The 26,401-nt window shown below is 38.6% G+C and carries 30 protein-coding genes and 1 other RNA gene; 18 read left to right on the forward strand and 13 right to left on the reverse strand.

The features are described 5' to 3' along the window. Positions 1-147: 147 nt before the first annotated feature. From MNY28_RS10115 to rpmI, 3 genes are all read right to left on the reverse strand, one after another. Positions 148-2,421 carry a methyl-accepting chemotaxis protein gene (locus MNY28_RS10115; protein ID WP_346389765.1) on the reverse strand — a complete coding sequence of 758 codons (2,274 nt, stop codon included), beginning with the start codon at positions 2,419-2,421 and terminating at the stop codon, positions 148-150. A gap of 223 nt (positions 2,422-2,644) precedes the next feature. Further along, on the reverse strand, positions 2,645-3,004 hold the full coding sequence (gene rplT / locus MNY28_RS10120) for a 50S ribosomal protein L20 (RefSeq protein WP_346389766.1): 360 nt from the start codon (positions 3,002-3,004) through the stop codon (positions 2,645-2,647). A gap of 107 nt (positions 3,005-3,111) precedes the next feature. Continuing rightward, complete coding sequence (gene rpmI / locus MNY28_RS10125; protein ID WP_151899377.1) at positions 3,112-3,306, reverse strand: 50S ribosomal protein L35; 195 nt, start codon at positions 3,304-3,306, stop codon at positions 3,112-3,114. 74 nt (positions 3,307-3,380) lie between these two features. On the opposite strand from rpmI, the gene MNY28_RS10130 reads away from it, so the two are divergent. The 10 genes from MNY28_RS10130 to MNY28_RS10175 all read left to right on the forward strand — a co-directional run bounded on the left by MNY28_RS10130 (position 3,381) and on the right by MNY28_RS10175 (position 12,077). Then, positions 3,381-3,617 carry a hypothetical protein gene (locus MNY28_RS10130; RefSeq protein WP_230973287.1) on the forward strand — a complete coding sequence of 79 codons (237 nt, stop codon included), beginning with the start codon at positions 3,381-3,383 and terminating at the stop codon, positions 3,615-3,617. 28 nt (positions 3,618-3,645) lie between these two features. Continuing rightward, an RNA gene (ffs, locus tag MNY28_RS10135) (signal recognition particle sRNA small type) lies at positions 3,646-3,743 on the forward strand. Positions 3,744-3,939: 196 nt separating this feature from the next. Continuing rightward, positions 3,940-4,485 (forward strand): hypothetical protein, encoded by a 546-nt coding sequence (locus MNY28_RS10140; RefSeq protein ID WP_346389767.1) that lies wholly within the window; start codon positions 3,940-3,942, stop codon positions 4,483-4,485. Positions 4,486-4,501: 16 nt separating this feature from the next. Continuing rightward, positions 4,502-6,184 carry a glycoside hydrolase family 3 N-terminal domain-containing protein gene (locus tag MNY28_RS10145; RefSeq protein ID WP_346389768.1) on the forward strand — a complete coding sequence of 561 codons (1,683 nt, stop codon included), beginning with the start codon at positions 4,502-4,504 and terminating at the stop codon, positions 6,182-6,184. Further along, entirely contained in the window at positions 6,177-7,691 is a 1,515-nt protein-coding gene (locus tag MNY28_RS10150; protein ID WP_346389769.1) for a sodium:solute symporter, read from the forward strand. Before MNY28_RS10145 ends, MNY28_RS10150 begins: the two co-directional genes overlap by 8 nt. A gap of 304 nt (positions 7,692-7,995) precedes the next feature. Beyond that, the gene (locus tag MNY28_RS10155; RefSeq protein WP_346389770.1) at positions 7,996-9,090 is read left to right on the forward strand and encodes an anhydro-N-acetylmuramic acid kinase; all 1,095 of its coding nucleotides are present in this window, start codon (positions 7,996-7,998) and stop codon (positions 9,088-9,090) included. Next, positions 9,077-10,021 carry a phosphotransferase gene (locus MNY28_RS10160; protein WP_346389771.1) on the forward strand — a complete coding sequence of 315 codons (945 nt, stop codon included), beginning with the start codon at positions 9,077-9,079 and terminating at the stop codon, positions 10,019-10,021. The genes MNY28_RS10155 and MNY28_RS10160 overlap by 14 nt, the downstream gene beginning before the upstream one ends. 294 nt (positions 10,022-10,315) lie before the next feature. Further along, positions 10,316-10,972 (forward strand): N-acetylmuramate alpha-1-phosphate uridylyltransferase MurU, encoded by a 657-nt coding sequence (gene murU, locus MNY28_RS10165; RefSeq protein ID WP_346389772.1) that lies wholly within the window; start codon positions 10,316-10,318, stop codon positions 10,970-10,972. Beyond that, positions 10,962-11,942: a lytic murein transglycosylase gene (locus MNY28_RS10170; RefSeq protein ID WP_346389773.1), complete on the forward strand. Its 981-nt coding sequence runs from the start codon at positions 10,962-10,964 to the stop codon at positions 11,940-11,942. Before murU ends, MNY28_RS10170 begins: the two co-directional genes overlap by 11 nt. Before the next feature lie 12 nt (positions 11,943-11,954). After that, positions 11,955-12,077 carry a hypothetical protein gene (locus tag MNY28_RS10175; RefSeq protein WP_346389774.1) on the forward strand — a complete coding sequence of 41 codons (123 nt, stop codon included), beginning with the start codon at positions 11,955-11,957 and terminating at the stop codon, positions 12,075-12,077. 52 nt (positions 12,078-12,129) lie between these two features. Here the strand turns inward: MNY28_RS10175 and MNY28_RS10180 are convergent, their stop codons facing one another. Continuing rightward, positions 12,130-12,624, reverse strand: a complete 495-nt coding sequence (locus tag MNY28_RS10180; protein ID WP_346389775.1) for a GAF domain-containing protein — start codon at positions 12,622-12,624, stop codon at positions 12,130-12,132. 1 nt (position 12,625) lies between these two features. After that, positions 12,626-13,135, reverse strand: coding sequence for a GAF domain-containing protein (locus MNY28_RS10185; RefSeq protein WP_346389776.1), 510 nt, complete (start codon positions 13,133-13,135; stop codon positions 12,626-12,628). 70 nt (positions 13,136-13,205) lie between these two features. Between MNY28_RS10185 and arsC the strand changes: the two genes are divergently transcribed. Further along, positions 13,206-13,565 carry an arsenate reductase (glutaredoxin) gene (gene arsC / locus MNY28_RS10190; RefSeq protein ID WP_151899368.1) on the forward strand — a complete coding sequence of 120 codons (360 nt, stop codon included), beginning with the start codon at positions 13,206-13,208 and terminating at the stop codon, positions 13,563-13,565. 294 nt (positions 13,566-13,859) lie between these two features. On the opposite strand, the gene MNY28_RS10195 is transcribed toward arsC, so the two are convergent. The 4 genes from MNY28_RS10195 to MNY28_RS10210 all read right to left on the reverse strand — a co-directional run bounded on the left by MNY28_RS10195 (position 13,860) and on the right by MNY28_RS10210 (position 15,855). Beyond that, positions 13,860-14,153 carry a type II toxin-antitoxin system RelE/ParE family toxin gene (locus MNY28_RS10195; protein WP_151899366.1) on the reverse strand — a complete coding sequence of 98 codons (294 nt, stop codon included), beginning with the start codon at positions 14,151-14,153 and terminating at the stop codon, positions 13,860-13,862. A gap of 1 nt (position 14,154) precedes the next feature. After that, positions 14,155-14,388: an addiction module protein gene (locus MNY28_RS10200; RefSeq protein WP_346389777.1), complete on the reverse strand. Its 234-nt coding sequence runs from the start codon at positions 14,386-14,388 to the stop codon at positions 14,155-14,157. Between the two features lie 189 nt (positions 14,389-14,577). Further along, positions 14,578-15,015 (reverse strand): dCMP deaminase family protein, encoded by a 438-nt coding sequence (locus MNY28_RS10205; protein WP_346389778.1) that lies wholly within the window; start codon positions 15,013-15,015, stop codon positions 14,578-14,580. 3 nt (positions 15,016-15,018) lie between these two features. After that, on the reverse strand, positions 15,019-15,855 hold the full coding sequence (locus tag MNY28_RS10210; protein WP_346389779.1) for a peptidylprolyl isomerase: 837 nt from the start codon (positions 15,853-15,855) through the stop codon (positions 15,019-15,021). Between the two features lie 174 nt (positions 15,856-16,029). On the opposite strand from MNY28_RS10210, the gene gltX reads away from it, so the two are divergent. Next, complete coding sequence (gltX, locus tag MNY28_RS10215; protein WP_346389780.1) at positions 16,030-17,418, forward strand: glutamate--tRNA ligase; 1,389 nt, start codon at positions 16,030-16,032, stop codon at positions 17,416-17,418. Between the two features lie 13 nt (positions 17,419-17,431). Here gltX and MNY28_RS10220 read toward each other — a convergent pair whose 3' ends face one another. Both MNY28_RS10220 and MNY28_RS10225 read right to left on the reverse strand, forming a co-directional pair. Beyond that, the gene (locus MNY28_RS10220) at positions 17,432-18,433 is read right to left on the reverse strand and encodes a cytochrome c peroxidase (RefSeq protein WP_346389831.1); all 1,002 of its coding nucleotides are present in this window, start codon (positions 18,431-18,433) and stop codon (positions 17,432-17,434) included. Positions 18,434-18,574: 141 nt separating this feature from the next. Beyond that, positions 18,575-18,829 carry a hypothetical protein gene (locus tag MNY28_RS10225; RefSeq protein WP_346389781.1) on the reverse strand — a complete coding sequence of 85 codons (255 nt, stop codon included), beginning with the start codon at positions 18,827-18,829 and terminating at the stop codon, positions 18,575-18,577. 102 nt (positions 18,830-18,931) lie between these two features. Between MNY28_RS10225 and MNY28_RS10230 the strand changes: the two genes are divergently transcribed. Then, the gene (locus tag MNY28_RS10230) at positions 18,932-20,704 is read left to right on the forward strand and encodes an ABC transporter ATP-binding protein (RefSeq protein ID WP_346389782.1); all 1,773 of its coding nucleotides are present in this window, start codon (positions 18,932-18,934) and stop codon (positions 20,702-20,704) included. 29 nt (positions 20,705-20,733) lie between these two features. Then, the gene (locus MNY28_RS10235) at positions 20,734-21,639 is read left to right on the forward strand and encodes an A/G-specific adenine glycosylase (protein ID WP_346389783.1); all 906 of its coding nucleotides are present in this window, start codon (positions 20,734-20,736) and stop codon (positions 21,637-21,639) included. Here MNY28_RS10235 and MNY28_RS10240 read toward each other — a convergent pair. Beyond that, on the reverse strand, positions 21,622-23,127 hold the full coding sequence (locus MNY28_RS10240; RefSeq protein WP_346389784.1) for a sensor domain-containing diguanylate cyclase: 1,506 nt from the start codon (positions 23,125-23,127) through the stop codon (positions 21,622-21,624). The genes MNY28_RS10235 and MNY28_RS10240 overlap by 18 nt on opposite strands. Before the next feature lie 48 nt (positions 23,128-23,175). Beyond that, positions 23,176-23,514 carry a hypothetical protein gene (locus MNY28_RS10245; protein ID WP_151899357.1) on the reverse strand — a complete coding sequence of 113 codons (339 nt, stop codon included), beginning with the start codon at positions 23,512-23,514 and terminating at the stop codon, positions 23,176-23,178. Positions 23,515-23,668: 154 nt separating this feature from the next. Between MNY28_RS10245 and MNY28_RS10250 the strand changes: the two genes are divergently transcribed. From MNY28_RS10250 to MNY28_RS10265, 4 genes are read left to right on the forward strand one after another with little or no spacing between them, the layout of a single operon-like run. Next, complete coding sequence (locus tag MNY28_RS10250) at positions 23,669-24,847, forward strand: TolC family protein (protein WP_151899356.1); 1,179 nt, start codon at positions 23,669-23,671, stop codon at positions 24,845-24,847. Then, positions 24,844-25,842 (forward strand): efflux RND transporter periplasmic adaptor subunit, encoded by a 999-nt coding sequence (locus MNY28_RS10255; protein ID WP_188110011.1) that lies wholly within the window; start codon positions 24,844-24,846, stop codon positions 25,840-25,842. Before MNY28_RS10250 ends, MNY28_RS10255 begins: the two co-directional genes overlap by 4 nt. 44 nt (positions 25,843-25,886) lie before the next feature. Then, a complete protein-coding gene (locus MNY28_RS10260; RefSeq protein ID WP_346389785.1) occupies positions 25,887-26,135 on the forward strand; it encodes a prevent-host-death protein in 249 nt (82 codons plus the stop codon). Then, positions 26,128-26,400: a type II toxin-antitoxin system mRNA interferase toxin, RelE/StbE family gene (locus MNY28_RS10265; protein ID WP_346389786.1), complete on the forward strand. Its 273-nt coding sequence runs from the start codon at positions 26,128-26,130 to the stop codon at positions 26,398-26,400. The genes MNY28_RS10260 and MNY28_RS10265 overlap by 8 nt, the downstream gene beginning before the upstream one ends. The last annotated feature ends 1 nt before the right edge of the window (position 26,401 follow it).

A 26,401-nucleotide genomic window follows, 5' to 3' on the forward strand; every position in this document is an offset into this window, starting at 1 on the left:
TGTCATAATCCGTATCCAAAAAACACAAGGTTGTGCATTCTAAGATAAATTTAATAAAAAAGAGTTGAAAGAAGTGATTTTGAGAATCAGGCCCAAATGGACCTGGAAGATTAACACAGAACTTTAAACGGTCTCACAATTTTTCTATTAAATTTTAAAAGTTGTTAATTTCATATTAAGTTCATCTGTCATTACATTAAGATGTTCTGCCGCAGCAGCTATTTCTTCCACACTGTGCGCATTTGTTGATGATATTTCATTAATTTCTTCGACTTTTCCTACAATTTCACCTACATTTCTACCTGTATCTTCGAAATCTTTAACCGTTCTATCACTTGCATCCACCGCCTTATTCACAGTCGTGACAGTAGAATTAATTCTTTCTTCCACATCTTGAGCGATTGTTACCAACTCCTGAATTTCATCAGAATTGGAAATCATCTTATTTGAAGCATCAATTATAGACTGGACAACAACATTTATTGTAGCATTAATTTCAGAGAGTGTTTTTTGAGTTCTCTCTGCTAGTTTTCTGACTTCATCAGCTACAACAGCGAATCCACGTCCATGTTCACCCGCTCGTGCTGCTTCTATAGCAGCATTTAAAGCAAGCAAGTTTGTCTGATCTGCTATATCAGAAATAATAGTTAATACATTTTTCACTTCACTCGCATCATGAGAAAGAGTCTCCATATTTTGTGCTAAATCTGACTCAGATTCTGCTGTTGTTTGAATTTTTGATGCTAAAGAAATAATATTGTTTTTCGCCATTTCTAAATTTTCATTTGCATTTATAATATCATTTTTCGATTCTTGAGCCTCTGTGATTGCCGTAGCTATTTCATTTTGTATCTCTTTTGCATTTGATGTTGTTTCTTTTACTATTGCCACTGAACTCTCAACATTTTTGCCCACACTTATAGCCCTTTGTGAAAGTTCTTGTGAAATTGAAGCATTTTCTTCTGATGTTACTTTAACCTCAGAGAGTAAATCTCTTAACTGTGACATAACACGAGAAAGGTTTTGTGCAATAATCGAAACTTCATCATCCCCTTTCATTTTCAACTCTTTTGTCAAATCAATATTTTCACCATTGGATATATGCTGAATATATTGCACAATTTTATTTAAAGGATTGATAATAATTTTATAGATCATAAACAGTAATATTCCAACAGAGATAATAATGATAATTAAAGATATAATTAAAAGATAATTTCTTAACTTGTAGGCAGGGGCAAAGGCTTCTGCTTCATCAATCTCAGCCACAACTACCCATTTTCCCTGTCCATTAAAAATACTTAATTCTTCGTAAACGCTAAGAACCGAAATACCTCTGTAATCTTTTATAATCCATTGCCCGCGTTTGCGTTCTCCAGTTATTACTGCCTCAGTTGAAGGCGTTTTTACTTTCCATACTCCTATCGTAGTCCCTAATTCCTGTACTACTTTATCTTTTATCTCTTTTTGAAACCTGGAATTACTTCGCATATAATAATCACTGCCAACGAGATAACACTCCCCACTTTTTCCTAACCCTGCTTTTTCAAAATCATCATTAAAACGCATAATAGAATTTATAACATCCACAGGCATTTGAAAAATCAAGACACCTTTTTTGGTACCATTTATAAAAATTGGTGTTGCTATGAAAGATGCCGGAGAATTGTAACTTGGCTCATAAGGAGAAAAATCATCAAATGCAATTTCACCTTCTTTCATCCTTAAGGCTTTTTTGTACGCTTTAGCAAGCCCTGTATCTGCATAAACACCCTTTTTGAGATTTGTCGCGAAATCTTTTTCTTTAAAATCTGTATAAACAACATCTCCTCTCATATTTACCAAAAAGATATCATACAGGCTAAAAGAATTTAAAAACTTATCAAAAGAAGTATGGTATTTTTTATGGGCGCGCATATAACTGCTGTCATATTTTGGATTAAAAGCCATTTTATTTTTTTCACCCAATTTCGCAGGATTTTTTACAATAAAAATATATTGTGCAACCAATGCATCATCTTCACGCGGTAAATACTCTTCTAGCGGTTTGGGTTTTGCTGCATTTGGCACATTATAATTTACTGCATTCAAATACTCATTTTTATAATTTTTCTTTAATGTAGCTTTTACTTTTTCTATATCCAGGTGCAGTTCATTTTCAAGCTTATAAAAACCATTATCTAAAGAAACAAAAGCTTCTTTTGTTCCTTCTTGCCCTGCCAAAGAAGTAAGAAGACCACCAAGATAATCAAAATAATTTGCAATTTCCCCATGCTTAGACACCTCTACACTGCTAAGCTTATCAAATTCACTCTTATCTATAGCCTCTTTGGACTTTGTAATAGATACGTAGGTAATAGCTGATGCCAATACAATAATAACCGCTATAACAACAGATACTAATTTTGTTTTGATTGTCATAAAATAATCCTTTTTTTTTACAGTTAAAGATTATATCAAAAAAAAATTCAATATACAATAAAATTAAACAGTATCTGATAAGTGTAATCAATATTAAAAACTCAGAGTGTTTAAAAATATAATATTTTATTATACTGACTTAAGATTTGAAATATAGCGTAGAGAAGATTGTAAGTAATATGTAAGTAATAACAAAAGCCCTGAAGGCTTTTGAAATAGAAGGTTATTTTGCCAATGCAGCTTTAGAAGCTTCAACAACTGCAGTAAATGCAGCCGCATCGTTCATTGCCATATCAGCAAGAATTTTACGATCAAGTTCGATACCAGACTTGTGAAGTCCGTTCATAAAAGTTGAGTAGTTCATACCGTTTAAACGACATGCAGCATTGATACGGATAATCCATAGTTTACGGAATTCACGCTTTTTCTGCTTTCTGTCACGGAACGCGTACATTAATGAGCGTTCTATCTGCTCTTTAGCTTTTCTGAAGTGTTTACGGCGACCGCTGTAAAAACCTTTCGCTAATTTTAATATTTTTTTGTGTCTTCTTCTGCGAACAACACCTGTTTTAACTCTTGGCATATCTTTCCTTTTGTTTCTTTACCCAGCTACTTTACATGTAGTCAGGGTGCCACTCTCGGGTGGTCTTGCCCAATTACTGAAAATTGGAGATTAATGATACTCTTAGCCTAGCTAACGATCATTTCCTTAATGTTTTTTGCATCTGACTTGGCAACTACTTTTGGAGCATGTTGCTTACGACGAGTTTTTGCATCCTGCTTTGTAAGAATATGGCTTCTAAACGCTGTTCCGCGTTTGATCTGACCGTTCTTCTTCACTTTAAAACGCTTTACAGCGCCTTTTACCGATTTCATTTTTGGCATCGATAATCCTTTTCGTAAAATTTTGGAAGTGCAATTATACCCAAACTTTTCTAAAATTTTGCTATACTTCTGCCATGATGATAGATAATTCCATAAAACATATAAAAAATGCCCTCAAAGAACTCGATGACGAAGTACAAAAGATTTTACTCGACTGGAGTATTCCGCTCAATGAAAAAGACAATCTGATGCTGCCGATTTTGCAGCAAAAACGGGTACTTGACCAGACTTTAGAAGATTTAACCTACCTAAAAGAGCACCCGCCAACACCAAATCAGCCCTGCGGCATTTCAAAATATAGAGAAGATTAAGAAAAATCTGCTATAATTTCACCGCTTCTCTTTAGACCTGTGCAATGGTGCACTGAGGTAATGTGTCAGGGTAGGAATACAGCAGCACGCCTTAGTACGCTATGTGCCGCAGCCATCTGGAGAGAGGCACCTAAAGCCTAAACTATACAATAGAGAATTAAAAACTTCATCTATCATTGTAACAAAGTAACATTCATTAAAAATTTACACTACCAATTAGGTAGCTTTAAATTTTTATTAAACGCTCCTTCATCACAAGCATAGACAAATTTTAGAAATTCCTATTGTATAGTTTAGGCTTAAAAAATAAAAAAGAAAAACTATGCTCTACATAGTAACCGCTCTCAAACCTGAAGCTCAGGCCTTCGTTGACAAATACAGACTCAAAAAAAACAAACTGCAAAACTATACACTTTTTACAAACACAGATATCAGACTCATTATCAGCGGTATCGGGGTTGACAATGCCAGACTTGCGACGCAGACGCTGATTGACAATTTTGACATTACAAAAGAAGACATTTATCTCAATGTCGGTATCTGCGGTGCACCAAAGCAACATAAAATCGGAGAACTTTTAGAAATAGGTACTGTAGTCTATCACAATACCGTTTATCCCTTTTGCTCTGACAAACATACGCTTACATGTAAAGACGAAGCAGCCGCAATACAACACGAAACACCCGTTGATATGGAAAGTTTTGGTTTTTATGAGGCGGTTGTTCATAATCCTGCCATTGAAAAATTTCATATTTTAAAGGTCGTCAGTGACCATTTTGCACCACACACCATTACAAAAGAAAATACAAAATCACTTTTGTTTAATGTTATTCATGATATAAATAGAGTATTGCAAAAGCATATCTAAATCAGGATTACTTATAATGCGCATCTTTTTACTTTTTTTAAGTCTCTACATAACGCTTCATGCCACAGTGCCTACAGATACGCAACTCAAAAAAATGATAGGGCGCATGCTGATTGTCGGCTTTGATGAAAGTTATGTAGAACCGACGTCCCAAATAGTTTCAGATATACAAAAGTATGATTTGGGCGGTGTGATTCTTTTTGACCGGTTTTATAGAGACAAACAAAGAGTTAAAAATATCCTCTCACCCTATCAGCTGAAAAAACTTACCCGGCATTTACAATATTTTGCACACAAACCACTTTTTATAGCCGTCGACCAAGAAGGCGGCAAGGTCAGCAGACTCAAACCACAATACGGCTTTGTCAAAATCCCCTCTGCTGCTGCCGTTTCATGTATGCCTTTACAAAGAGCACAGCAAATTTACAAGGCTCAGGCTCAAATGCTCCAAAACAGTGGTATCAATGTAAATTTTGCCCCCGTACTCGATTTAAGCACCAACCCAGACAACAAAGTCATAGTAGGCTTGGAGCGTTCTTACGGAAGCAATCCCAAAGAGGTTGCAAAATATGCACAGACAATGATAGACGCCCAGACACGCCACAATGTCCTTTCTGTTTTAAAACATTTTCCCGGGCACGGTTCCTCACTCGGAGATTCCCATAAAGGGTTTGTTGACATCACAAATACCTGGAGCAAAAAAGAACTGGAGCCTTATAAAACCCTCATCAAAGCCCATAAGACAGATGCCATTATGACTGCACATGTCTTTAATGCACATTTGGATGACAAATATCCGGCAACACTCTCTTATAAAATAAATACAGAACTTTTACGCAACAGATTGCACTTTCAGGGCGTCATCATCAGCGACGATATGCAGATGAAGGCAATTTCGGCAAATTATTCTCTCAAAAGTGCCGTGACATTAGCCATTAATTCAGGAGTGGATATTTTACTTTTTGGCAATCAGCTTGCATATAATTCGACACAAGAGATAGTTGAGACTATTTTCAAACAGGTCAAAAATAAAAAAATTCCGCTCAGCAAAATTATAGCATCCAATGCACGAATCACAAATCTGCATTTCAAGAACAGCCTTGTACAAAAGCCTGTCATATTTGAAAAAGAGCGTAAAGCATTAACGCGGGCATATATTCAAAAACATTACGGCTTACATGTAAAGGAGATAAAAATAAAGCCAAAAATAATTGTTCTGCACTGGACTGCCGTGATGGATCTCAACAAAAGTTTTGCCAGACTCTACCCGCAAAAACTTCTTAGTGACAGAAAAGATATAGCCAAAGCTTCTGCTTTGAATGTCTCGGCACACTATTTGGTGGACCGAGACGGAACAATTTACCAGCTGATGCCAGATGATGTTATGGCACGCCATGTCATCGGACTCAACTACTCAAGTATAGGCATAGAAAACGTCGGCGGTGAGGCAAACAAAAAAGAAGATTTAACCCCTGCACAGGTAGATGCAAACATTGCACTTATAAAATATCTCAAACAAAAATATCCTGACATTGCCTACCTCATCGGGCATTACGAATACACAAAAATGCAAAACAATCCCCTCTGGCTGGAACATGATGCAGGGTACAGAACCCAAAAAGCAGATCCCGGGGTACTTTTTATGCAAGAAGTAAGAGCAGGTGTGCCAGACCTGCATCTCAGAGGTGCCGATGAGTAGCGGGTTTTCTTCTCTTGACTGGTTTGTTTTTGGTGCTTATTTTCTGGTGCTCGCCATCAGTTCCTACCTCTTTTCCCAATTCAAAATCAGTTCCTCAAGAGACTATTTTGTCAGCTCAAATACTATGCCAATGTTCGCTGTTGCCGTCTCAATCATCGCTACTTCTCAATCTGCTGCAACTTTTTTGGGTGTTCCGGAATTTTCCTATGTCCATGATTTTACCTTTTTGGGGTTTTATTTTTCTGCGCTGGTGGCTGTTATATTTATCAGCATTGTTTTTGTTCCAAAGTTTTACAAATACAAAGTTGTTACCGTCTATGAACTGCTCCAAATCCGCTACGGCGAACGTGCCAAAAAGCAGGCAGGCATCATGTTTTTGCTTGGACGGATTATGGCAAGCGGAGCACGGCTCTACATCGGCGCACTGGCTGTGAGTATGATACTTTTTTTAGACATCAGTTTTTTTCATATGCTTGTTGCCATCACTCTTTTAATTGCAGGCGCTTTATCCTACACCTACTTCGGCGGTATCAAGTCCATCATCTTCAGTGATATCATTCAAGCCCTTACCTATGTCGGTGCCGGTCTTTTAGTTTTTTGGTATTTGTATCTCTCTTTGCACAATGTAGATATTTTAGCAGTCCTGCAAGCACATAACAAGTTACATGTAATAGATAATTCACTTGACGGGAAGTTCAGCATTATGGCACTTTTTAGCGGTTGGCTGCTTTTAAACATAGCCGCTTTCGGGCTTGATCAGGACATGACCCAGCGCGTACTCAGCTGTAAAAACAAAAACGAAGCTGCACAGTCACTCATTCTCTCCATTGTTTTGACTATTCCAATTGTCATGCTTTTTCTTGGTATCGGAGCACTGCTTTTTGTACATTACCAGACAGGTACGGTAAGTCAGAATTTTCAAGGCGAGAGCATTACCGTTTTTATGTATTACATCCTCAATGAAATGCCCTCAGGACTGAGAGGGCTTGTAACAGTCGGTGCCATTGCCGCAGCACTTTCAAGCACAAACTCTGTTTTGGGTGCCATGGCTTCTGTCGCCGTTGAAGATTTGTACCGACCGTGGAAATTGCAAAAAGATCCCCATACGAAAGAAATACATTTTTTAAAAGCTTCCCGAAATGCCGTACTTATCTTTGCATTTATTCTCTTTTTTATGGCAATTGTGAGTTATTTTTGGCAAAGAGAAAGTGAACTTTCACTGGTAAGTTTTGCCCTGGGTGTCATGACCTTTGCCTATACCGGGCTTTTAGGTGTATTTTTCTCGGCGGTTTTTACAACAAGAGGAAGTGCCGCGACCGTTCCCTTTGCCCTTGTCGGAGGTTTTTTGAGTGTTTTAGCCTTGCAGCCCTATCTATTTGGCATTCATATAGGATTTGCCTGGCAGATGGTTTTAGGAACCTTGGTTGCTTTTTTGATTATGCAGACAGGGACTTCGCAGACAACTCTCGCAAGCAATACAGCCCAAACTAAAAGGATAAACCATTAGCTTAAGCAAAAGCTTGCTATCGTCTTGGAACCGGTACTTCAGTCCGGCTGTTGCTAGCATTTTAATACTTTGAGCCCGCACTGAAGTACGGGTTCCGAAAAAGCCGTTGAGAGCCTAATGGTATTGAAACTTTTTTTTCGTTTCTTTTGCTTTTTTTGGAACACATACTTTCTATGCTAAAGCATGACTTGGAAAAAAACTAAATTTTTTCTGTAGTGCGGGCTTTGTGTCTTTCAAAACTAGAGCCCAGGTTACAAAAAATTATTACTAAATAGATATAATAATCAAAAGAAACAGGAAAAACATGATAAAAAAAGAACTCTACATCGGTGTTATGAGCGGCACAAGTCTTGATGGTATTGACATTGCTCTATGTGAAATAGATAGTAAAAACTGCAAACTCCTTGCGGCACAGGAGTATCCTTTTCCAGACGAATTAAAAGAAGATATTCTCAAACTTGCAGCCAATTCTGCCACTTTAAAACAAATCGGAGAATGTGACAGCAGACTCGGGCTTCTTTTTGCAGAGAGTATCAATGATTTTATAAAAAGCAATGCTTTACATCTAAAGAGTATAGTTGCCGTCGGTTTGCACGGACAGACACTTTGGCATGAACCAAACACTCCATATCCTTTCTCGATGCAGCTAGGCAATCCCAACATCGTTACTGCCAAGACAGGCATCACGACTGTGGCGGATTTTAGAGGCAAAGACATAGCAAACGGCGGTCAGGGAGCGCCTTTTGCCCCTCTTTTTCATCAGTTTTTATTTGCCACTACACAAGAGCATACGGCAGTTGTCAACATCGGAGGGATGGCAAACATCTCTTTGCTTTTTGATACTTTTGGCGGTTGGGATGTCGGTTGCGGGAATGTTTTGATGGATGTGTGGATACAAAAAACTCAGCATAAAAGCTATGATGCAGCAGGAGCATTTGCAAAAAGCGGCGAAACACATGAAGAACTGCTCAAAACAATGCTTGACGATGCCTATTTCAGACAAAAACCGCCAAAAAGTACAGGCAGAGAGTATTTTAATGCCGCATGGCTTGAAAAACAGCTGCAAGATTTTGCATATTTATCCGATGCACAGATACAAAGAACTCTGCTCGAGCTTACCGCCCGCTCCATTGCCAATGACGTCAATGCCACACAGGCGACACAGCTCATAATTTGCGGCGGCGGCGTAAAAAACAGCTTTTTGATGCAACGGCTCTCAAATCTGTGCCATGCCAAAGTGATTGCAAGCGATGCCCTCGGGATCAGCAGTGATTTTTTAGAAGCCATGGCATTTGCCTGGTTTGCAAAAAAACGCATCCATCAAGAACCCCTTCCCCTCAAAAAAGTTACCGGTGCCCAAAAAGATTCCATAGCAGGAGCTATTTATGCAGCAGATTAAAGCCTGGTTGCAAACCACTCCCTATAAAGAGTATGCCATCGCAGTTGCCTCGGCTGATGCAAGTTTTAGAAAATATTATCGGCTTTCACATAAAAATCATTCTGTTATTTTGATGGATGCCTCTTTGGAAAAACACTCTTTGTCACCCTTTGTAAACATCACGTCAAGACTCTTACATGTAAAGGTCAAAGCACCGAAAATTCTTTCGCAAAATCTCTCGCTCGGGTATTTGATTCTGGAAGATTTCGGCTCTACAAATCTGCTGGATGTACTCAAGCGTGAAAACTTTAAAAACCTGTATGAAAAAGCCATTGATGCAATAATACAAATGCAAAAAGCCGATACGAAAAACCTGCCGCTGTATGACAAAAAATTTCTCCATACAGAGATGGATTTCATGCAAGAGTGGTATTTGGAGAAAAAGCTTGCTTTACATGTAAACAAAGAACAAAAGAGGCTGATATCTTCTACCCTTGAGGCGATATCCGGTGTTGTATTGTCTCAGCCGCAAAATATTTTTGTGCATCGTGATTTTCACTCGCGCAATATTATGCTCACAAGCAAAAATGAACTTGGTATAATTGATTATCAGGATGCCATGAGCGGGGCGCTTACCTATGATCTCGTTTCGCTGTTAAAAGACTGTTATATTTCTTTTGAGCGCAAAGAGATCGAGGCGCTGGCACTTTTGTTTGCCCGTAAAAAAGGCTTACATGTAAGCAATGAAGAGTTTTTGAAATGGTTTGATTTTATGGGGCTGCAGCGGCATATAAAGGTGTTGGGGATTTTTTCGCGTCTGCATTTGCGTGACGGCAAAGAGGGATATGTAAAAAATATTCCGCTGACACTGCGTTATGTGATTGAAACGGCTTTACGATATGAGGAGACCAAAGAGTTTGGAAAACTTTTACGGCAACTCAGCCCAGACTGAAGTCTGGGTTCCGAAAAAGCCGCTTAACTTAATGTCATTGAAACTGAAGTCTAGGTTTCAAAAAACATGTGCTAAACTCTTCGGAAGCGATGCTTTAGCTTCGCCTTGTACTTTGACGGAAACTCAGCCCAGACTGAAGTCTGGGTTCCATTAAGTTAAATGATTTTCCCGGAACCCGTACTTTCTATGCTAAAGCATGACTTAGAAAAAAACTAAATTTTTTTCTGTAGCGCGGGCTTTGTGTCTTTCAAGACGAATAGCCAGGTTAAAACCCATAAAAAAGGAGAGCATATTATGAAAGCGATGATACTTGCGGCAGGTCGGGGTGAGCGCATGCGTCCTTTGAGCGATACTCTGCCAAAGCCCTTGTTACATGTAAAGGGAAAGGCGCTGATAGAGTGGCATATTGAAAAGCTGGCTCAAAACGGTTTTGAGGAGATCATTATCAATATTGCCCATCTTGGCCATAAAATCCAGGAGTCTCTCGGAGACGGCTCACGGTGGCATGTCAGAATTCACTACTCGAATGAGCAAAACAGCGGAGCCCTCGAGAGTGCCGGCGGTATCAAAAAAGCACTGCCGCTTTTAGGAGATACTCCTTTTTTGGTTGTCAACGGCGATATATTCTGCGAATATGAATTCAATCCGAACTTCAAACTCACCGACGTGCTTGCCCATCTTGTTTTGGTACCCAATCCTGTACACAATCCAACAGGAGACTTTGGACTCCAAAACGGACTTGTAACAAATAAAGACAAAACAATGTACACCTTTTCCGGCATAGGCTACTACCATCCGAAACTCTTTGAAAACGAAGCGTTACAAAAAAGCCCGCTCGCTCCGCTTTTGAGAAAAAATATCGACAAAAATCTTGTCAGTGGCGAAGTATTTAACAAAATGTGGCATGATATAGGCACACCACAAAGGCTTCAAGAAATCAATGAAAACTAAACTGATATTTTTACTTTTGTTAAGCAATACACTCTTTGCAAAATATGACAACTGCAATTTTACAAACAGACATTATGAAGATATTTGCAAAAAAGTCGTCAAACACGGCGTCAGTTACAAATATGCCAACCAATTTCTACTCTCCTATTTTAAAACACAAAAGTATGATGAAATAACCTGGAAATACATACAGCCTTCAAAAATAAAATACCATAAAGAAAAAGAGAAACAGGCAAACAATGTACTGATAAAATATGTTCCAAAAATGGTAAAAAATCTTCAAAAATACAAAGATGTTTACGACTATGCCGAAAATAAATATCATGTCAACCGTGAAATCATTGCCGCCATTTTGCTCAAAGAGACAAAACTCGGCAAAATAAAACCGACACATGATGCCTTCATTGTTTTCAACACTATCGTAACACGCACAAAACCCGATACCCACCGAAACAAGTGGCTCTTAAAAATGGGCAAAACAAATATGGCTTCGATTATAGAACACTGCTACAAAAAAGGTGTCAAACCCCAACAGTGTAATCTAGCAAGCTCCTACGCCGGTGCCATAGGCATCCCGCAGTTTATGCCAAACAGTTTTATCTACACGGACAGCTACAAAGGCAAAGTCGCAGACTTGAGTAAAATGGAAGACGCCATCCTCTCTGCTGCGAAGTTCTTACATGTAAAGGCAAAATTTGACACACTCATTGACTGGAAAAAAATGCCTGATATTCCAAAAACAGAACAAGAGTGGTACGCCTATGCCTACAAATACGACAATGCATCGTTTTGCTATGAAAAAAGCAGTAAAAGCGGCAAAGCGTACCAATGTTTCAGCAAAGGCAAAAAGCACCTGCAGTATATGAGAAAATATGTACAAAAAATTATGCGTTACAACAACTCCTCAAACTATGCCGTCGGCGTCATTCGATTAGCCTATGATGCTCACACTTTACTAAAAACTGAATAATTTGCTACATAGGTGGCATTTAAAAAACTTGAAGCAGAAATAGATGCAAAAGATGTTGCGCAAACGCTTAGCTTTTATCCACCGGTTTTATCACTTGAAATTGAACTTGAAAACAAATCACGAACTTATCAGTAAAGCACACAAAGTTCTCAATATTACAATGTAATGTTGAGAAAATACAAGGTGTTTATTCCCCGCCTTGTATCTGTGTCATCAGTACAAGTTCCAGACTTCCACTCACATAATTGGCAAAAAAAGTGAGTGTCTCCAGATCCTGCGGAGTAAAGTCTGTTTCTTTGTTAAGCAGCTGCATCACGCCCATTACATTTCTCTTTGAATCAAATACAGGAACTGTCAGCATGTTTTCGGTCAGATAACCGCTTTTTTTATCTATGTGCTGTAAAAACCGCTCGTCTTCATAAGGTTTGTTCACTATCTGCGGTGTCTTGCTTTTATATGTGGCGCCAACTATCCCCGCATCCGCACTGACAACAATTTTTCCCATTCCGTCACTGTGTGTCGTCCAGAGTATCTCATCATCACTGTCCACAATAAATATAGAACATCTTTGTGCCTCTGCAAGAGATTTTGCCTCATCACTTATCAAAACAATTGCATCATCAATCACATTGGTTGTCATCAGTTTTTTACCGAATTCGGCAATTCTCTTTAATTGTTTCATATTAATCCACTCTCTTTTCTTGATCTAAATACGTATGCAGCAGTTCTAAAAATCCGCTGACATAATGTGCAAAAAATATCATAAAACGGACATCTTCTTCATCAAATCCTTCTTCTTTGTTTAAAAGTTCCATCACCCCGATAATCTCTCTTTTGGAGCTGAATATTGGTGCTGTTATGATATTTTTTGTAATATAACCTGTCGCCGAATCAATTTCGGGCAAAAACTCCGGATGGGCATAGGCATCATTTGCTACAACAGGTTTCTTTGCCTTGAGTGTATACCCCACCAACCCTTTATCTGCACGAAGTGTTATTTTTTTAACTTCATCCGCCAGGGTTGTCCACACCTCATTTGCAGCAGCATCATATATAAATATAGAACACCGCTCGGCACCTATGACATCTTTGACATATTTTGCAATCAGAGGCAGACCATCTTCAAGAGAATGTTTTGTCAACAACTCCCTTGCAAACTCGGCAAGTTTTAATGATTTGTTTTTATATTTCATTCCAAAACCCTCTTTATTAATCAATTGCAACTATTATAGTGTAAAATTCTACTAAAAAAAAGGAAAGAGAATGAGTAAATACACTATTTTACACAATCCGCGATGTTCAAAATCGAGAGAGGCGCTTAAAATATTAGAAGAAAACGGTATTGCTGCCGATGTTGTCAAGTATCTTGACGAACGTCCGAGTGCCGCACAACTCAAAAACATTATAAAAATGCTCGGACTGCAAAGTGCGAGAGAGATGATGCGTACCAAAGAGGCCATTTACAAAGAACTTGATTTGCAAAATGAAAAAGATGAGGACAAACTTATAGAAGCGATGGCGGAGCATCCAAAACTGATAGAACGTCCCATCATTATAAAAGATGACAAAGAGGCAATCATCGCCCGTCCGCCAGAAAAAGCAAAAGAGTTTTTAAAGAGCTAGCTGCGGCGCTATGCTCACTCTTTTATCATTCATTTGGCTCGTATGTTTTGCTGACATTTAAGCACAGTTAGTTTTGTAATCTAAAAAAAGACTCTCAACTTGAATTGTGTAAAATAAAATTTTTGAGGATGCTAACAGGGAGCGCGAGTGCGTGACTGCCATCTTTGAAAATGAGTTTTCATGGATGGTTGTTCGCTCCTACTTGATAGAATCAACTCTTAGTCTTCTCATTTTTGTTATATCTTTGTTACTTTACACCCTAAAAGTGGAGATTCATGCACAAGGGTGGAATTCCTATGTCTTTCTTGATTTCCAATAGTTAGGTTTTCTTTGAAGTTGCATAACTGCTAAAATTATTATTTCATCATCTTTTTGATAGTAAACTACACCAAAGGGAAAGCGATTTGTTAAACATCTTCGAATATCTTTATCAAGCTTTTGCCAAGCATCTGGAAACTCTATAATTCTTTGGATTGTTTTGTAAATTTCATGTGCAAACTCTAAACCCAAATGAGTTTGACATTCTTCATAATAATTTACTGAAGCATTAAGTTCAGCTTCTGCGTCAGGGTGAAAAAAATATATCATACTATGCGTTTAATCTTTGAAAAATTTTTTTAAAAACTTCATCCCCGTTAACATGTGAAACTTGATTGGTTTCTATCTCATCTTTACGTTTATTTACCTCTTTAATCCATAAAGAATCTATTGCAGCATTTGAAGGTGTGATACTTGCCAGTAACTTATCAACAATTTTGGTTTTTAAATCTATCGGTAAAATGTCTATTTCTTCAAATAGTTGTTCTTGTTTTAAGGTTAGCATAATGAACTCCATTTTAAGCATATACTACTATTCTAACAAAATAATAGATGCTTTTCTATTAAATTTAAAATCTATTTTCGAAAAACAATGATAAATTTTCTTAAGTAGCTTAGATATAACAACTAAGTTCACCAATAAATACCCGCAAGGCATGGCAATTGTCTTCCTATTTCTAAAGCAAAAGAACTTTTAAAGAGTTAACTGCTCTATGCTTACTCCGTTATCTTCCAAAAACTTTGAGATGGTTTTGGAGTGAGTATGTTCATACTCTTTGGCATATACAATGCGTTTGATGCCACTGGCGATTAAGTTTTTACTGCATTCGCTGCAAGGTTCCAAAGTGACGTAAATTGTTCCGCCCTCAATGGAGATGCCTTTTCTCGCCGCCCAGATAATCGCGTTCATCTCTGCATGAATTTCGTATGTCTTGCTCCACTCATGGTGCTCTTTGGTGTATTCGTCGTTCCAGTGATCACAGCAGTTCGTATAGCCTGCAGGCGTTCCGTTGTAGCCTGTGCTTAAGATGCGTCCGTCTTTGACAATGACAGCACCGACCTGTTTTGAAACGCATTTGGATGCTGAGGCTATTTCTGAAGCTATGTTTATAAAATTTTTATCGCTGAGCATAGTTTATTTGGGCAGTCTGATAATGTTGATATCTGCATTGTCACGAAGCCGTGCAAAATAGTCACTCAAAACCGCTTCACGTTTTTCTGCCATAATCGCATTGATGATCTGCGGTTTCAGCTTTTTCAGATCCACTTTTTTTGATTTTGTTGTCGACTTTACATAACAACACATAAAACCGCCTCTGCCGTCAGGCAAAACCGGAGTGAAATGGTCTGGGGGTGTTTTTTCCAAGATTGCCGCAAGCTGTGGCGGAATTTTATTGTAAGGCAATACCTGCTCCTGTGTCTTGATATCGGGTGCATAAAACATTGGATTGTCTACTTTTTCCTGCAGTCGGCTTTTGTCTTTTGATTCGTTTATGATGACAGAAAAAGATTCGGGATGGTTAAACTGCTTTTTGTGCAGCTCATAATACTCTTTTATCTCTTCGTCAGTCGGTTCGGAGAGCGATGACATTGCAATGGCAACATAAAGCTTTTGGCTTAAAAGTTTTTGTTTTATTTTTTCTTTGAATTCTGTAGAACTCAAACCGCTTTGTTCTCTCACAGCATCATACAACTGACTGATTGTCAATCCGTTTGCTTCAGCCATTTTTTTAATATCATCATACACTTCCGTACTTGAAACCGAAATATCTCTTTTGGCAATTTCAAGCTCTTCAAGTTTTTTACGAATAAGGATGTCGGACGCTTTTTTTGCATCTATATGCGCCTGCTGCATCTCTTTTTCAATATCAAGCAGAGTAATTGCTTTATCTTCTACAACAACTGCGACACCGTCATAGACTTCTGCATTTACTAAGCTTGCAAGCATAAGTAATACGAGTAATTTAAACATAAAAATCCATTTTGTTAATTTTAATAGAGTATTTTACCAACCTTTAACCAACAATTGCCTAAAATTGCAAGAAACTTCTTATGTAACCTTAACTTAGAGGGCAAATTCTCCTTGCCAGTCTGAGCCTCACGCTAAGTTTACATAAGAAGTGAACACTAACACAAGAGGTATATCATGGTTGTTACTCGTTTTGCTCCATCTCCTACAGGCTATCTGCATATTGGCGGTTTACGCACGGCTCTTTTTTCTTATCTGTGGGCAAGAAAGAACAAGGGAAAGTTTCTTCTTCGCATTGAAGATACCGACAAAGCAAGAAATTCTCAAGAGGCAACAGAAGCCATTTTAAAAGCATTTGAATGGCTTGGACTTGAAGCAGACGGAGAAATCACCTACCAAAGCAAACGTGAAGATATTTACAAAAAATACATACAGCAGCTGCTTGATGAGGGCAAAGCCTACAAATGCTATATGAGCAAAGAGGAACTTGATGCTTTGCGTGAGACGCAAATGGCAAACAAAGAACGGACAAAATATGATGGCAGATACCGTGACTTTTGCGGAACTCCTCCCGAAGGTGTTGATCCTGTCATCCGCATCAAAGCACCTCTAAGCGGTGAAATAGTCGTGCATGACGGTGTCAAAGGCGATATCTCGTTTCAGGCAGAGGATATTTTGGATGATTTTGTCATTGCCCGTGCAGACGGAAGTCCTACCTATAACTTTGTCGTGGCAATAGACGATGCTTTGATGGGTATCAATGAAGTAATTCGCGGAGACGACCACCTCTCAAACACTCCTAAACAAATCGTCGTTTATGAAGCGCTCGGATTTGATGTTCCGAAATTTTACCATGTCCCTATGATTCACAATGCGCAGGGCAAAAAACTCTCAAAACGTGACGGTGCGACAGATGTCATGGCATACAAAGAGATGGGATATTTACCACAGGCACTGCTTAACTTTCTTGTGCGTCTTGGCTGGAGCCACGGGGATCAGGAGATTTTTTCTATGGATGAGATGAAAGAGCTGTTTGATCCAAAAGACATCAACAAATCAGCCTCCATTTACAATACGGAAAAACTCGACTGGCTCAATGCCCACTACATTAAAAACACACCTAATGAAGAACTGACGGAACTGCTCGCTGATTTTGGCGTGGTACTAAGTTCACACGATAAAAAAGAGATTTTGCTTGATGCCCTTAAAGAACGGGCAAAAACCCTCAAAGAGCTGGCAACGCTTATCAATGAGATAGTGACAACACCGCAGTCATATGATGAAAAAGCTGTCAAAAAAGCCTTTAAAGGCAATGCGATTGAAATTCTTGAACATTTTGCAAACAAACTTGATGAAGCAAAAGAGCTGCACCTGCCAAGTGACTATCATCATGTGATGGAAGCCCTTGTCAATGAGATGGAAATCGGTTTTGGAAAAATCGGCAATCCGCTTCGTGTGGCACTGCTGGGTAAAATGAGCGGTCCGGGACTTGATGTCGTTATGTCTGTCATCGGAAAGGATGAAACCATCCTTCGTATTGCCAGAGCCATAGAAGCCAATATATAATGGCTTCTGTGTTTTAATTTGTCTCCGGTAAAATAGGCACAGTCACTATATCTTGCGATAATTTCCCGGTTAAAGATTGTAAAAACAGATAAATACTTTCTGTTTCCTCTTGCGATAAATCTACCCCTAACTGCACCTTTGCCATTATTTTTACAGCTTCTTGCAATGATGTAACACTGCCATCATGAAAATAAGGGGAAGTCATTGCAACATTTCTAAGTTGCGGTACCTTAAAGAGATATTTGTCTTCTTCTTTTTTCGTGACATTGTAGCGACCTTCATCAATCTTCTTGCTTTTGGTATACTCCCAGTAAGGCGCAACAACTCCAAATTTTTGCAGCATTGTACCGCCAAGCAGTGCTCCTGAATGACAAGAGGCACAGCCTGTTTTTATAAATGTTTTAAGCCCCGTTTTTTCTTTTTGTGTCAAAGCATTTGTTTTGCCCTTTAAAAATTCGTCAAACCGTGAAGGTGTTGAAAGTGTGCGCTCCCATGCCCCAATCGCCTTTGCATAATTGGCAACGCTTATAGGCTTCGTATCATTTGGAAATGCTTTTTTAAACAAAATACGGTATTGTTCAATACTTTGCAGCTTCTTTTCCACCCACTCGTTAGAAGGTGCGCCAAAAGAGCCTTTTCCGAGCAATGCCTTTCTTGCCTGCTCTTCAACATCTTTTCTGTCTCCGCGCCAATGCTGAGAAACCTGACCTGCAGCATTGAGGACCGTTGGTGCATTTCTTGGATTCAGTTTTCCAAAATTCCCTCTTGATTTTTCAAGATTGTCTGCTCCGTAATAACTAAACGGATGGCATTTTGCACAACTCGTTGTTCCGTCTATAGAAACTCTTTTTTCATGAAAAAGCATCTTTCCAAGTCTGATTTTTTCCGGCGTCATGGTATATTGCGCAGAAGGAAATGTTTTTGGCAATGGTGCAAAATTTTGTTTTGCCTGTTCTAACAGGAGAGTGTCTGAAGCATAGAGGGATGATATAACAACTGATAATGAAAAAATCATTTTCTTCACGGAGAATCCTTTTTTTAGTAAAGAACATACTTTCATTAATAGAAAAATATTATCTTTTAAGAATTATTTGATATTATTGCTTAAAAAGAACTTATTCAGCTATAAAATCCGTCTATTTTCAAAATATCCCCATTAAATATCATCTCTGTAGACATCCGTCATATCAAAATCATTTTCCGGTTCAATGATAGGGATTGCATCCAAATCACTTGGGTCCACTTCCACTGCTGAGAGATTATAATCTTTTCCCTGATAAAACCTCTGCTCTTTTGCATATTTTTGTTCTTTTTGTATCTGTTGCTGAATATGCTTTTGTGTAATATCATCCCCGTTAAGCACCATTACATGTAAGCCGGCAAAGACAACTGCCAATAATATTTTCTTCATAACCTGTCCTTATCTATTTTTTCACAATATATTATACCTGAAATATCTAAAAACATAAAAAAGTTAACTTTAGAGTCTGCTTTTTTGAGATATAATTCTTTTATGAATCAAAAACCTGTCACTATAAAATCCATCTTTGCATTAGCGCTGCATAAAAAATCTTCTCTGATAAACGGGCAGATTTTGACCATTTTGGCTATCATCGTCAGTGTTCCCATTCCTTTGATGCTGCCGGTCATGGTAGATGAAGTCCTGCTGCACAAGCCGGAGTATATTGTTCCTGCCATTGACAGACTTTTTGGCAGCGGTTCTGCTTTTTACTATATTGGGCTTGTTGCCTTTGCTGTTATATTTTTACGCTTTTTATACTACTTTTTAGGGGTACTCAGCACAAAAATATTTACAAAAATATCAAAATATGTTACCTTTATGATACGCTCACGCCTGCTAAAACATCTCCAAAAAACTTCCATGAATGCCTATGAAACCCTTGGAAGCGGTGCTATTACGGCAAATCTTATCACCGACATCAATACCCTTGATGCATTTATTATGAGCAGTGCTTCACGTTTTGTTGCCTCTGTTTTAACCCTTCTTGCCGTCGGTATCGTGATGATTGTTATCAATCCTGTTTTGGGCATACTCATACTTTTTGTGCAGCCGCTTATCATGTTTGTCAGCAAAAAAATGTCCGCACGCGTGGGAGAACTCAAAAAAGAAGAGAACCAGGCAATTGCAGAATTTCAGGAAAATGTCGGCGAAACGCTTGAACTGTTCGGGCAGATAAAGGCCAGTAACAAAGAACAGCATTTTTTTGGCAAAGCGATAGAACAGGCAAAAAAAATTCAGGATACTTCCAATGAATTCAGCTTTAAAAGTGTCGCCTATGAAAAACTCTCTTATACAATCTTTTTAAGTGTTTTTGAACTCATTCGCGCTTCAGGACTTTTGCTTGTAGCCTACAGTGATCTGAGTATCGGTATGATGTTTGCCATGTTTGGCTACATCTGGTTTATCATGACACCGGTCCAGGACATCCTCTCCATGCAGTACAGTTATGCCTCCGCCAAAGCTGCTTTAGAGCGTATCAACAAAGTCCTGACACTCAAAACAGAAACGAGCGGGGAGAAAAAACTTACAACAAAGAGCGTTGATATTTCTTTGAAAAATATATGCTTCAGTTATGCCTCAAGTGATAAGCTCATTCTTAAAGAGATAACTTTTGATGTCAAATACGGTTCAAAAACAGCGCTTATCGGTGCAAGCGGCAGCGGCAAAACAACCCTTGCTCAGATTATTGCCGGTTTTTATGAAAAAACATCCGGTGAACTCAGATACAATGATATTCCCACAGAAGAGCTGGACAAACACTCCGTGCGCCAAAAAATATTTTTAGTGTTGCAGATGCCTATCCTCTTTAACGCTTCACTCAGATTTAACATCACCATGGGACATGAAAACATTAGCGATGAGGCCATCCACAAAGCTCTTGAAATCGCACAGCTTCAAGACATGCTCCAAAGTATGCCAAGCGGACTTGACACCCTCGTCGGGCATCACGGCATACGCCTCTCAGGCGGGCAACGACAAAGACTCAGCATCGCCAGAATGATAATTGCAAATCCGAGTGTCGTCATTTTTGATGAATCAACTTCTGCACTCGATGTACACACCGAAGCCAAACTCTTTAGAGCACTCGCTCCCCTGCTTGAGAAAAAAACAGTCATTACCATCGCCCACAGACTCAGCACAGTTAAAAATGCCGATATGATTTATGTCCTCAATGAAGGCGAAATAGTCCAACGCGGTACGCATGAAGAACTTGAAGAACAAGAAGGGCACTACAGTGAATTTCTCAAGGAGCAGTTGTTATAAAAAAGATAAAACAGGCACAGAAAGAACTTTTGGCATGGTATGAAAAAGCAGGCAGGCATGAGCTTCCCTGGCGAAATACACAGGACATCTACCGTGTATATCTCAGCGAAATCATGCTCCAACAAACACAGGTCAATCGTGTACGGGATGAATACTATCCTCAGTTTTTGGAAAAATTTCCCACACTTCAAAGCCTTGCAAATGCACCGCTGGATGATGTTTTAGCGGCATGGAGCGGACTTGGGTACTATTCACGTGCAAGAAATCTTCATAAAACAGCCCGACTTTCACCAAAATCTCTGCCGACAGACTACAAGGAGCTGCTCTCTCTGCCCGGCATAGGGCAATACACCGCAAGTGCCGTTTGCAGTTTCGGCTGCAATCAGAATATTCCTGTTGTCGATACAAACATAGCAAGAGTGCTCAAGCGTTATTTTGCCCTCTTACATGTAAAGGACAAAACAGTTTGGGAATACGCACAAAAACTCCTTAATCACAAAGACACCAGAAGCCATAACCTTGCCCTTATGGATTTGGGTTCGCTTGTCTGCCTGCCCAAAAATCCAAAATGCGAAGAGTGTCCGCTACAAAAAACCTGTCAGGGAAAAACAGAAGCGGAGTTATATACAAAAACAAAGAAAAAAGAGTATGAATCACTCGAACTTTTTTACGGTATTTGCATACAAAATGAAAAAATAGCCCTTACCCCTGCTGCAGGAAACATGTACAAAGGCATGCTTGAACTTCCCGCCGTCGACCCGATAGAAGAAGATTTTTTAGGCAGTTTCAAACACGCCTACACAAAATACCGCCTACATGTAAAGCTCTACACACTCGACTCTTTTGAAGGTGGCATCTGGGTAGAAACAAAGGCCTTGCACAGCGCTCCAATCTCCTCTTTGACAAAAAAAGCGCTCTCAACAGTTTTCAAATAGAACAACTTTGTTTCTTCCGCTCTCTTTTGCTTTATAGAGGGCATTGTCCGCACTTTTATAAATATATTTCACTTCACCCTCGCGTGCATCAGAGAGATAACATACGCCTATAGATATAGTAAGCACTCCATATTTTTCATTGTAAAGATGCTCAATTTTCAGGTTTTGCACCTCTTTGCATATATTTTGCAGGTGCCTAAAGGCTTCCTCTTTTGTATAGGCGCTGCAGACGAAGCCAAACTCTTCTCCGCCCAAACGGAAAAAGAACTCATTGGCACGCTGTGTCAGTTCTGTGATTTTTGCAGTAATGCTTTGAAGTGCCTCATCCCCTGCATCATGCCCGTAGTTATCATTGTAGAGTTTAAAATTGTCCACATCCATAATCGCAAAACAAAAACTCTCACGGGTTCTTTTTGCTCTGTTTAGCTCCTGGGGAAACACTACATTAAAGTACCGCCTGTTGTAAATATTTGTCAGTGCGTCCTGCATGGACAAATCTTCAAATTTATGCCGAATATTATATATTTCTGTTATATCATTTAATGTCACCATCATATGCATTTTATTCTCTTCATATATCTTTTTGGCATACACAGAAAAATAGTATTCCTGCTCCAGGTAACAGATTTTTATGATTGGCTCTTCCTCACCCAGAACATCTTCCACCCATTGCATTTTTGTGCTGTTGATGGTATCACCATGGCATGATGCACAAAAAAAGTCACAAATACATTCATGCTCTCTTTTAAACTCTTCCAAAGAAGCATACTCTTTGAAAAATTTAAAAAATGCCTCATTCGCTCGGGTAATACTGTTGCCGGTTGTGATAATGATAATATTGGGACTCTTTTCAAAAAGCGTCTCCAGATAAATCTCTTTTTTGGCATGTTCTGCTTCGAGCAGTTTTGTCTGCTGGAGAACTTTGAGTTCAAGCGTATTGCTTAGCTTTTCATAACTACTGCTCTTTTTTTGTAAAAACCTGATGAGAAAAAGAAGGACAAGTGTAAAAACAGTAAATAAAAAACTTACTGCAAAAAACTTGAACCAGACGCTCTGTATCTTCTCTACATAGAAAGAGGCATCCATATCAATGGCAATCTCTTTATAAACATAATAAAGCCTTTTTTTTTCGCTCTCAAGCCTGTAAATAGGTTTTTTTGAAAGATTTGCTCCCTTTTTTTGCACCTTTGGAGTCACTGTATAGTAAAAATCGTTTTTTTGGTATTGCTTCAAGAGGGTTTGTACAAGCAGACTGGGATCAACTTTTTTAAAGGCATCACCTTCTTTCACATAAAAAGTTCCAATCTCGGCAGGAAGATTACGGATATTTTCTATCTCTTCGTAATGTTCCCGTGCATCTTTGAGTAAATTGTCAGTATAGTTTTTTTGTGCCTCTACAGCTATCATGTAGAAGTATGCTTCTATAAAAACCCATACAAGCAAAATGGTAATCCCAATCATAAAAAATTTATTTTTTGAGTTCTTCATACAAATAGCTTATAGCAAACAAACTGAAAGCTATGTTAAGGAATAAAGCTAGCTCTCTTCTATCTTGATATCAGAAGCGACAATATACAAAGGCGCATTGTGTACATGTAACATTGTACTTCCGCTTCCAAGGGCAAAGCCATAGAGGTTGTTTTCTTTGATAAGTGTTATCCCAAAGCCCATATCTAAAAAAGAGAGGACATGGTTTTCCAAAATTCTCGAAGCATTGATACCGCTAAAAGTAATTTTAACAGTGTGAATATCCTCCCCCTCGTCATCCTGCACCACAAGTGTCACAATTTTTGTATCGGGCAGCTGTTGTATTGAACGCAGTTGTTCATGCTTAAAGTGGTTGTACTTTTGCAGTAATTCTTCTATCTCTTTCATTTTTTCCCTTTTTATTAAAACAACATCTTAACAATAAAAGGCTTTCTCACCGCTTCGTTGACTGAGTTAGCGTAGACATATAAGCAACAAAACTCACAAACACTACACATTAGCATGCTATACTTTGAAAACTAAAAAAACAGAGGAATAATTTATGAAAACAGTGATACTGGGTATTTTCCTACTTTGCTCCGGAGCACAGGCAGTCAGCCTGAGTGAAATTATTGACATCTCTTTGGCAAAAAAACCGTCGCTGGAAGCTATCAATGAAAGAATTGAGGCAAACAGATACAATATAGCAGTCTCCGACCAATTTGAAAACCCCCAACTGCTCATAACAAAAAATACACTCAATTCTTCGCAGGCGATGAGTCAGTCTGTGGTGACATTCAAACAAAAAATTCCTTTTTACAATAAACGTGAAACCAACAAAAAAATTGCAGAAGCGGAAGATGCTTTGTTGCAGGAAAAACTAAATGCAGCAAAAACAAAACTGGTTGCACAGATAAAGAGTGAAGCCTATACCATTTGGAAACTGAATGAATTGTATAAAATTATTGATGAGTATGTCACACTGACACAGCAAAACATTGATCTGTACGAATCCTACACAAGTATTGATGAGAACCAGCATATCGGAATAATGAAAGCGGAACTCTCCCTCTCAGATCTGCAAATCCAAAAAAGTGTTTTGCGTGAAAAAATCAATGCTGCCTATGCAAGACTCTCCTATCTGGCCTCATTTAAAGTACACCATTTGGATATAAATATACAAATGGGGGAAAAACCGGATTTGGGACAACTGCAAAAATCTTTAGCAGAGAACCCGGATATTAAAATAAAAGACAAAGAGATTCTCAAACAAAATGCAAAGTTAAAAATGGCAGATCTCAACAACTATCCGGACATTAATCTCATCGCAGGCTATGCTCTTCGAGAAAATTTCAACAACTATTTTAATTTTGGTTTCGGCTTGAGCCTGCCTATATACGGCACGGAAGACTACAAAGAAGAAGAAGCACGCGCCTTGGTTCTCTCCGCTACAAGCCAAAAAGCAGATACTCAGATATCTGTCAATGCCGAGCTTGAAGCCTATTATGCGCAAATGCTCTCTTCTTATGAAATATATCATATTATTCAAGATGAAGCTCTTCCCCAGGTTGCTCACATGTTTGAGCTTTCAAGCTCTTCCATCTCTGTCGGGGCTGATTTGTTCAAATATATAGATGTCCTGTTTCAAAAACTTGATTTGGAACAAAAAAGTATCAAAGCCGTCGCAAACTACAACCTGGCACAAGCCAAAATAGCACAACTTAAAGGAGAATTACAGTGAAAAATTTAAAATTATTACTACTTTTGCTGCCGTTGATGGTATCGGCAAAAGAAGCATCGGTGGAACAGCTTTTTTCAGTTCAGACCGTCAAGGTACAAAAAACAAAAACAAGCCACAGCAAAAAAAATTACGGTTTTGTCAAAGCAAATGAAGCGAGAGTGTATGAAGTGAGTCCCCGTTTTGGAGGATTTGTCGAAAAACTTTATGCCGACAAAATTTACAAATATGTCAAAAAAGGCGAGCCTTTGGCAGTTGTCTACTCTCCTGAAGTATACAAAGCAAAAGAGGACTATGTCAACTCGTACAACTACACAAAAAACAGACCAAACAAAGGTATGCTCAAGAGTGCAAAGCTGAAACTTTCTTTGCTGGAAGTCGCGCCAAATGAGATTTCTCAAGTTATAAAGATGAGAAAAGTATCACCGAACACAACAATCTATGCACCGCAAAGCGGTTATATCTTTATGAAAAATATCAATGAAGGATCTGCTTTTAATGCAAAAACAAATCTTTTTGAGATAGTCAATCTTGATGACGTCTGGGTTGAGGTAAAGGTCTTTGAAGATGATGTCAAATGGCTCAAACATGCCAATGACTTTCGTGTCAGTTTTAAAACAACCGATAAAACATACGAGACGCATTCAAAGTTTCTTTATCCAAATCTGAGTCCAAAAGAGGCAACGCTCACTATGCGACTCACTTTGGCGAACAAAGACCATACACTTTTTCCGGGAATGTATGCGGATGTAATTTCAAAAGACAAGGCAAAAGAGTATCTGACACTGCCGCAGAGTGCGGTTATCTTAAAAGACGGAAAATACTATGTTTTTGTTGTCGGAGAATTTGAGGGAGAGTATGAACCGATGGAAGTCAATGTCAAACCGCTCAATAATGAAACATACATCATAACAAGCGGACTCAATGCCGGCGATGAAGTTGTCAACAATGCCCTCTTTATGATGGACAGTGATGCGCAGATAAACGGCTTGTATTAAAACTGTGTTATAATACTCTTAAAAGTACTTTTAAGGATATTCTTATGACAGTCAGCGCAAATGAAGTAAAAAAACGAGGCGTTTCTCTTTTTGGAGAACTCTTGGAGAAATGGGACGAGGTTATTATCAATTTTCGTGGTGAAAAAAAGTATGTCGTTATGGACATAGAAAGGTATAAAGAGCTTCGTGCTTTGGAACTTGACCGTGCTTATACAGAGGTAATGGAGGATATTAAAAATGGAGATTATCATACAGATGTTGCAAAACATTTAAAAGAGATAGCTGATGTATGAAATCACTTTTAGTAAAAAGTATGAAAAAACAGTAAAAAAGTTTTTTAAAAAGCATCAAAATTTAAAAGGAAAATACACAAAAACTATTCTTCTTTTACAGAAAAACCCTTTTTACCCTTCACTGCGTTTGCACAAACTGCAGGGGTCGTTAAGTGAATATCATTCTGTCTCTATTGATATGGATTACAGAATCCTCATAGATTTTATCATTATAGATGAGCAGATCATTCTTATAGACATCGGTTCACATGATGAGGTATATTAAT

Origin of the sequence: Sulfurimonas sp. NWX367 (assembly GCF_039667065.1) — a bacterium.
GTDB lineage: Bacteria > Campylobacterota > Campylobacteria > Campylobacterales > Sulfurimonadaceae > Sulfurimonas > Sulfurimonas hydrogeniphila.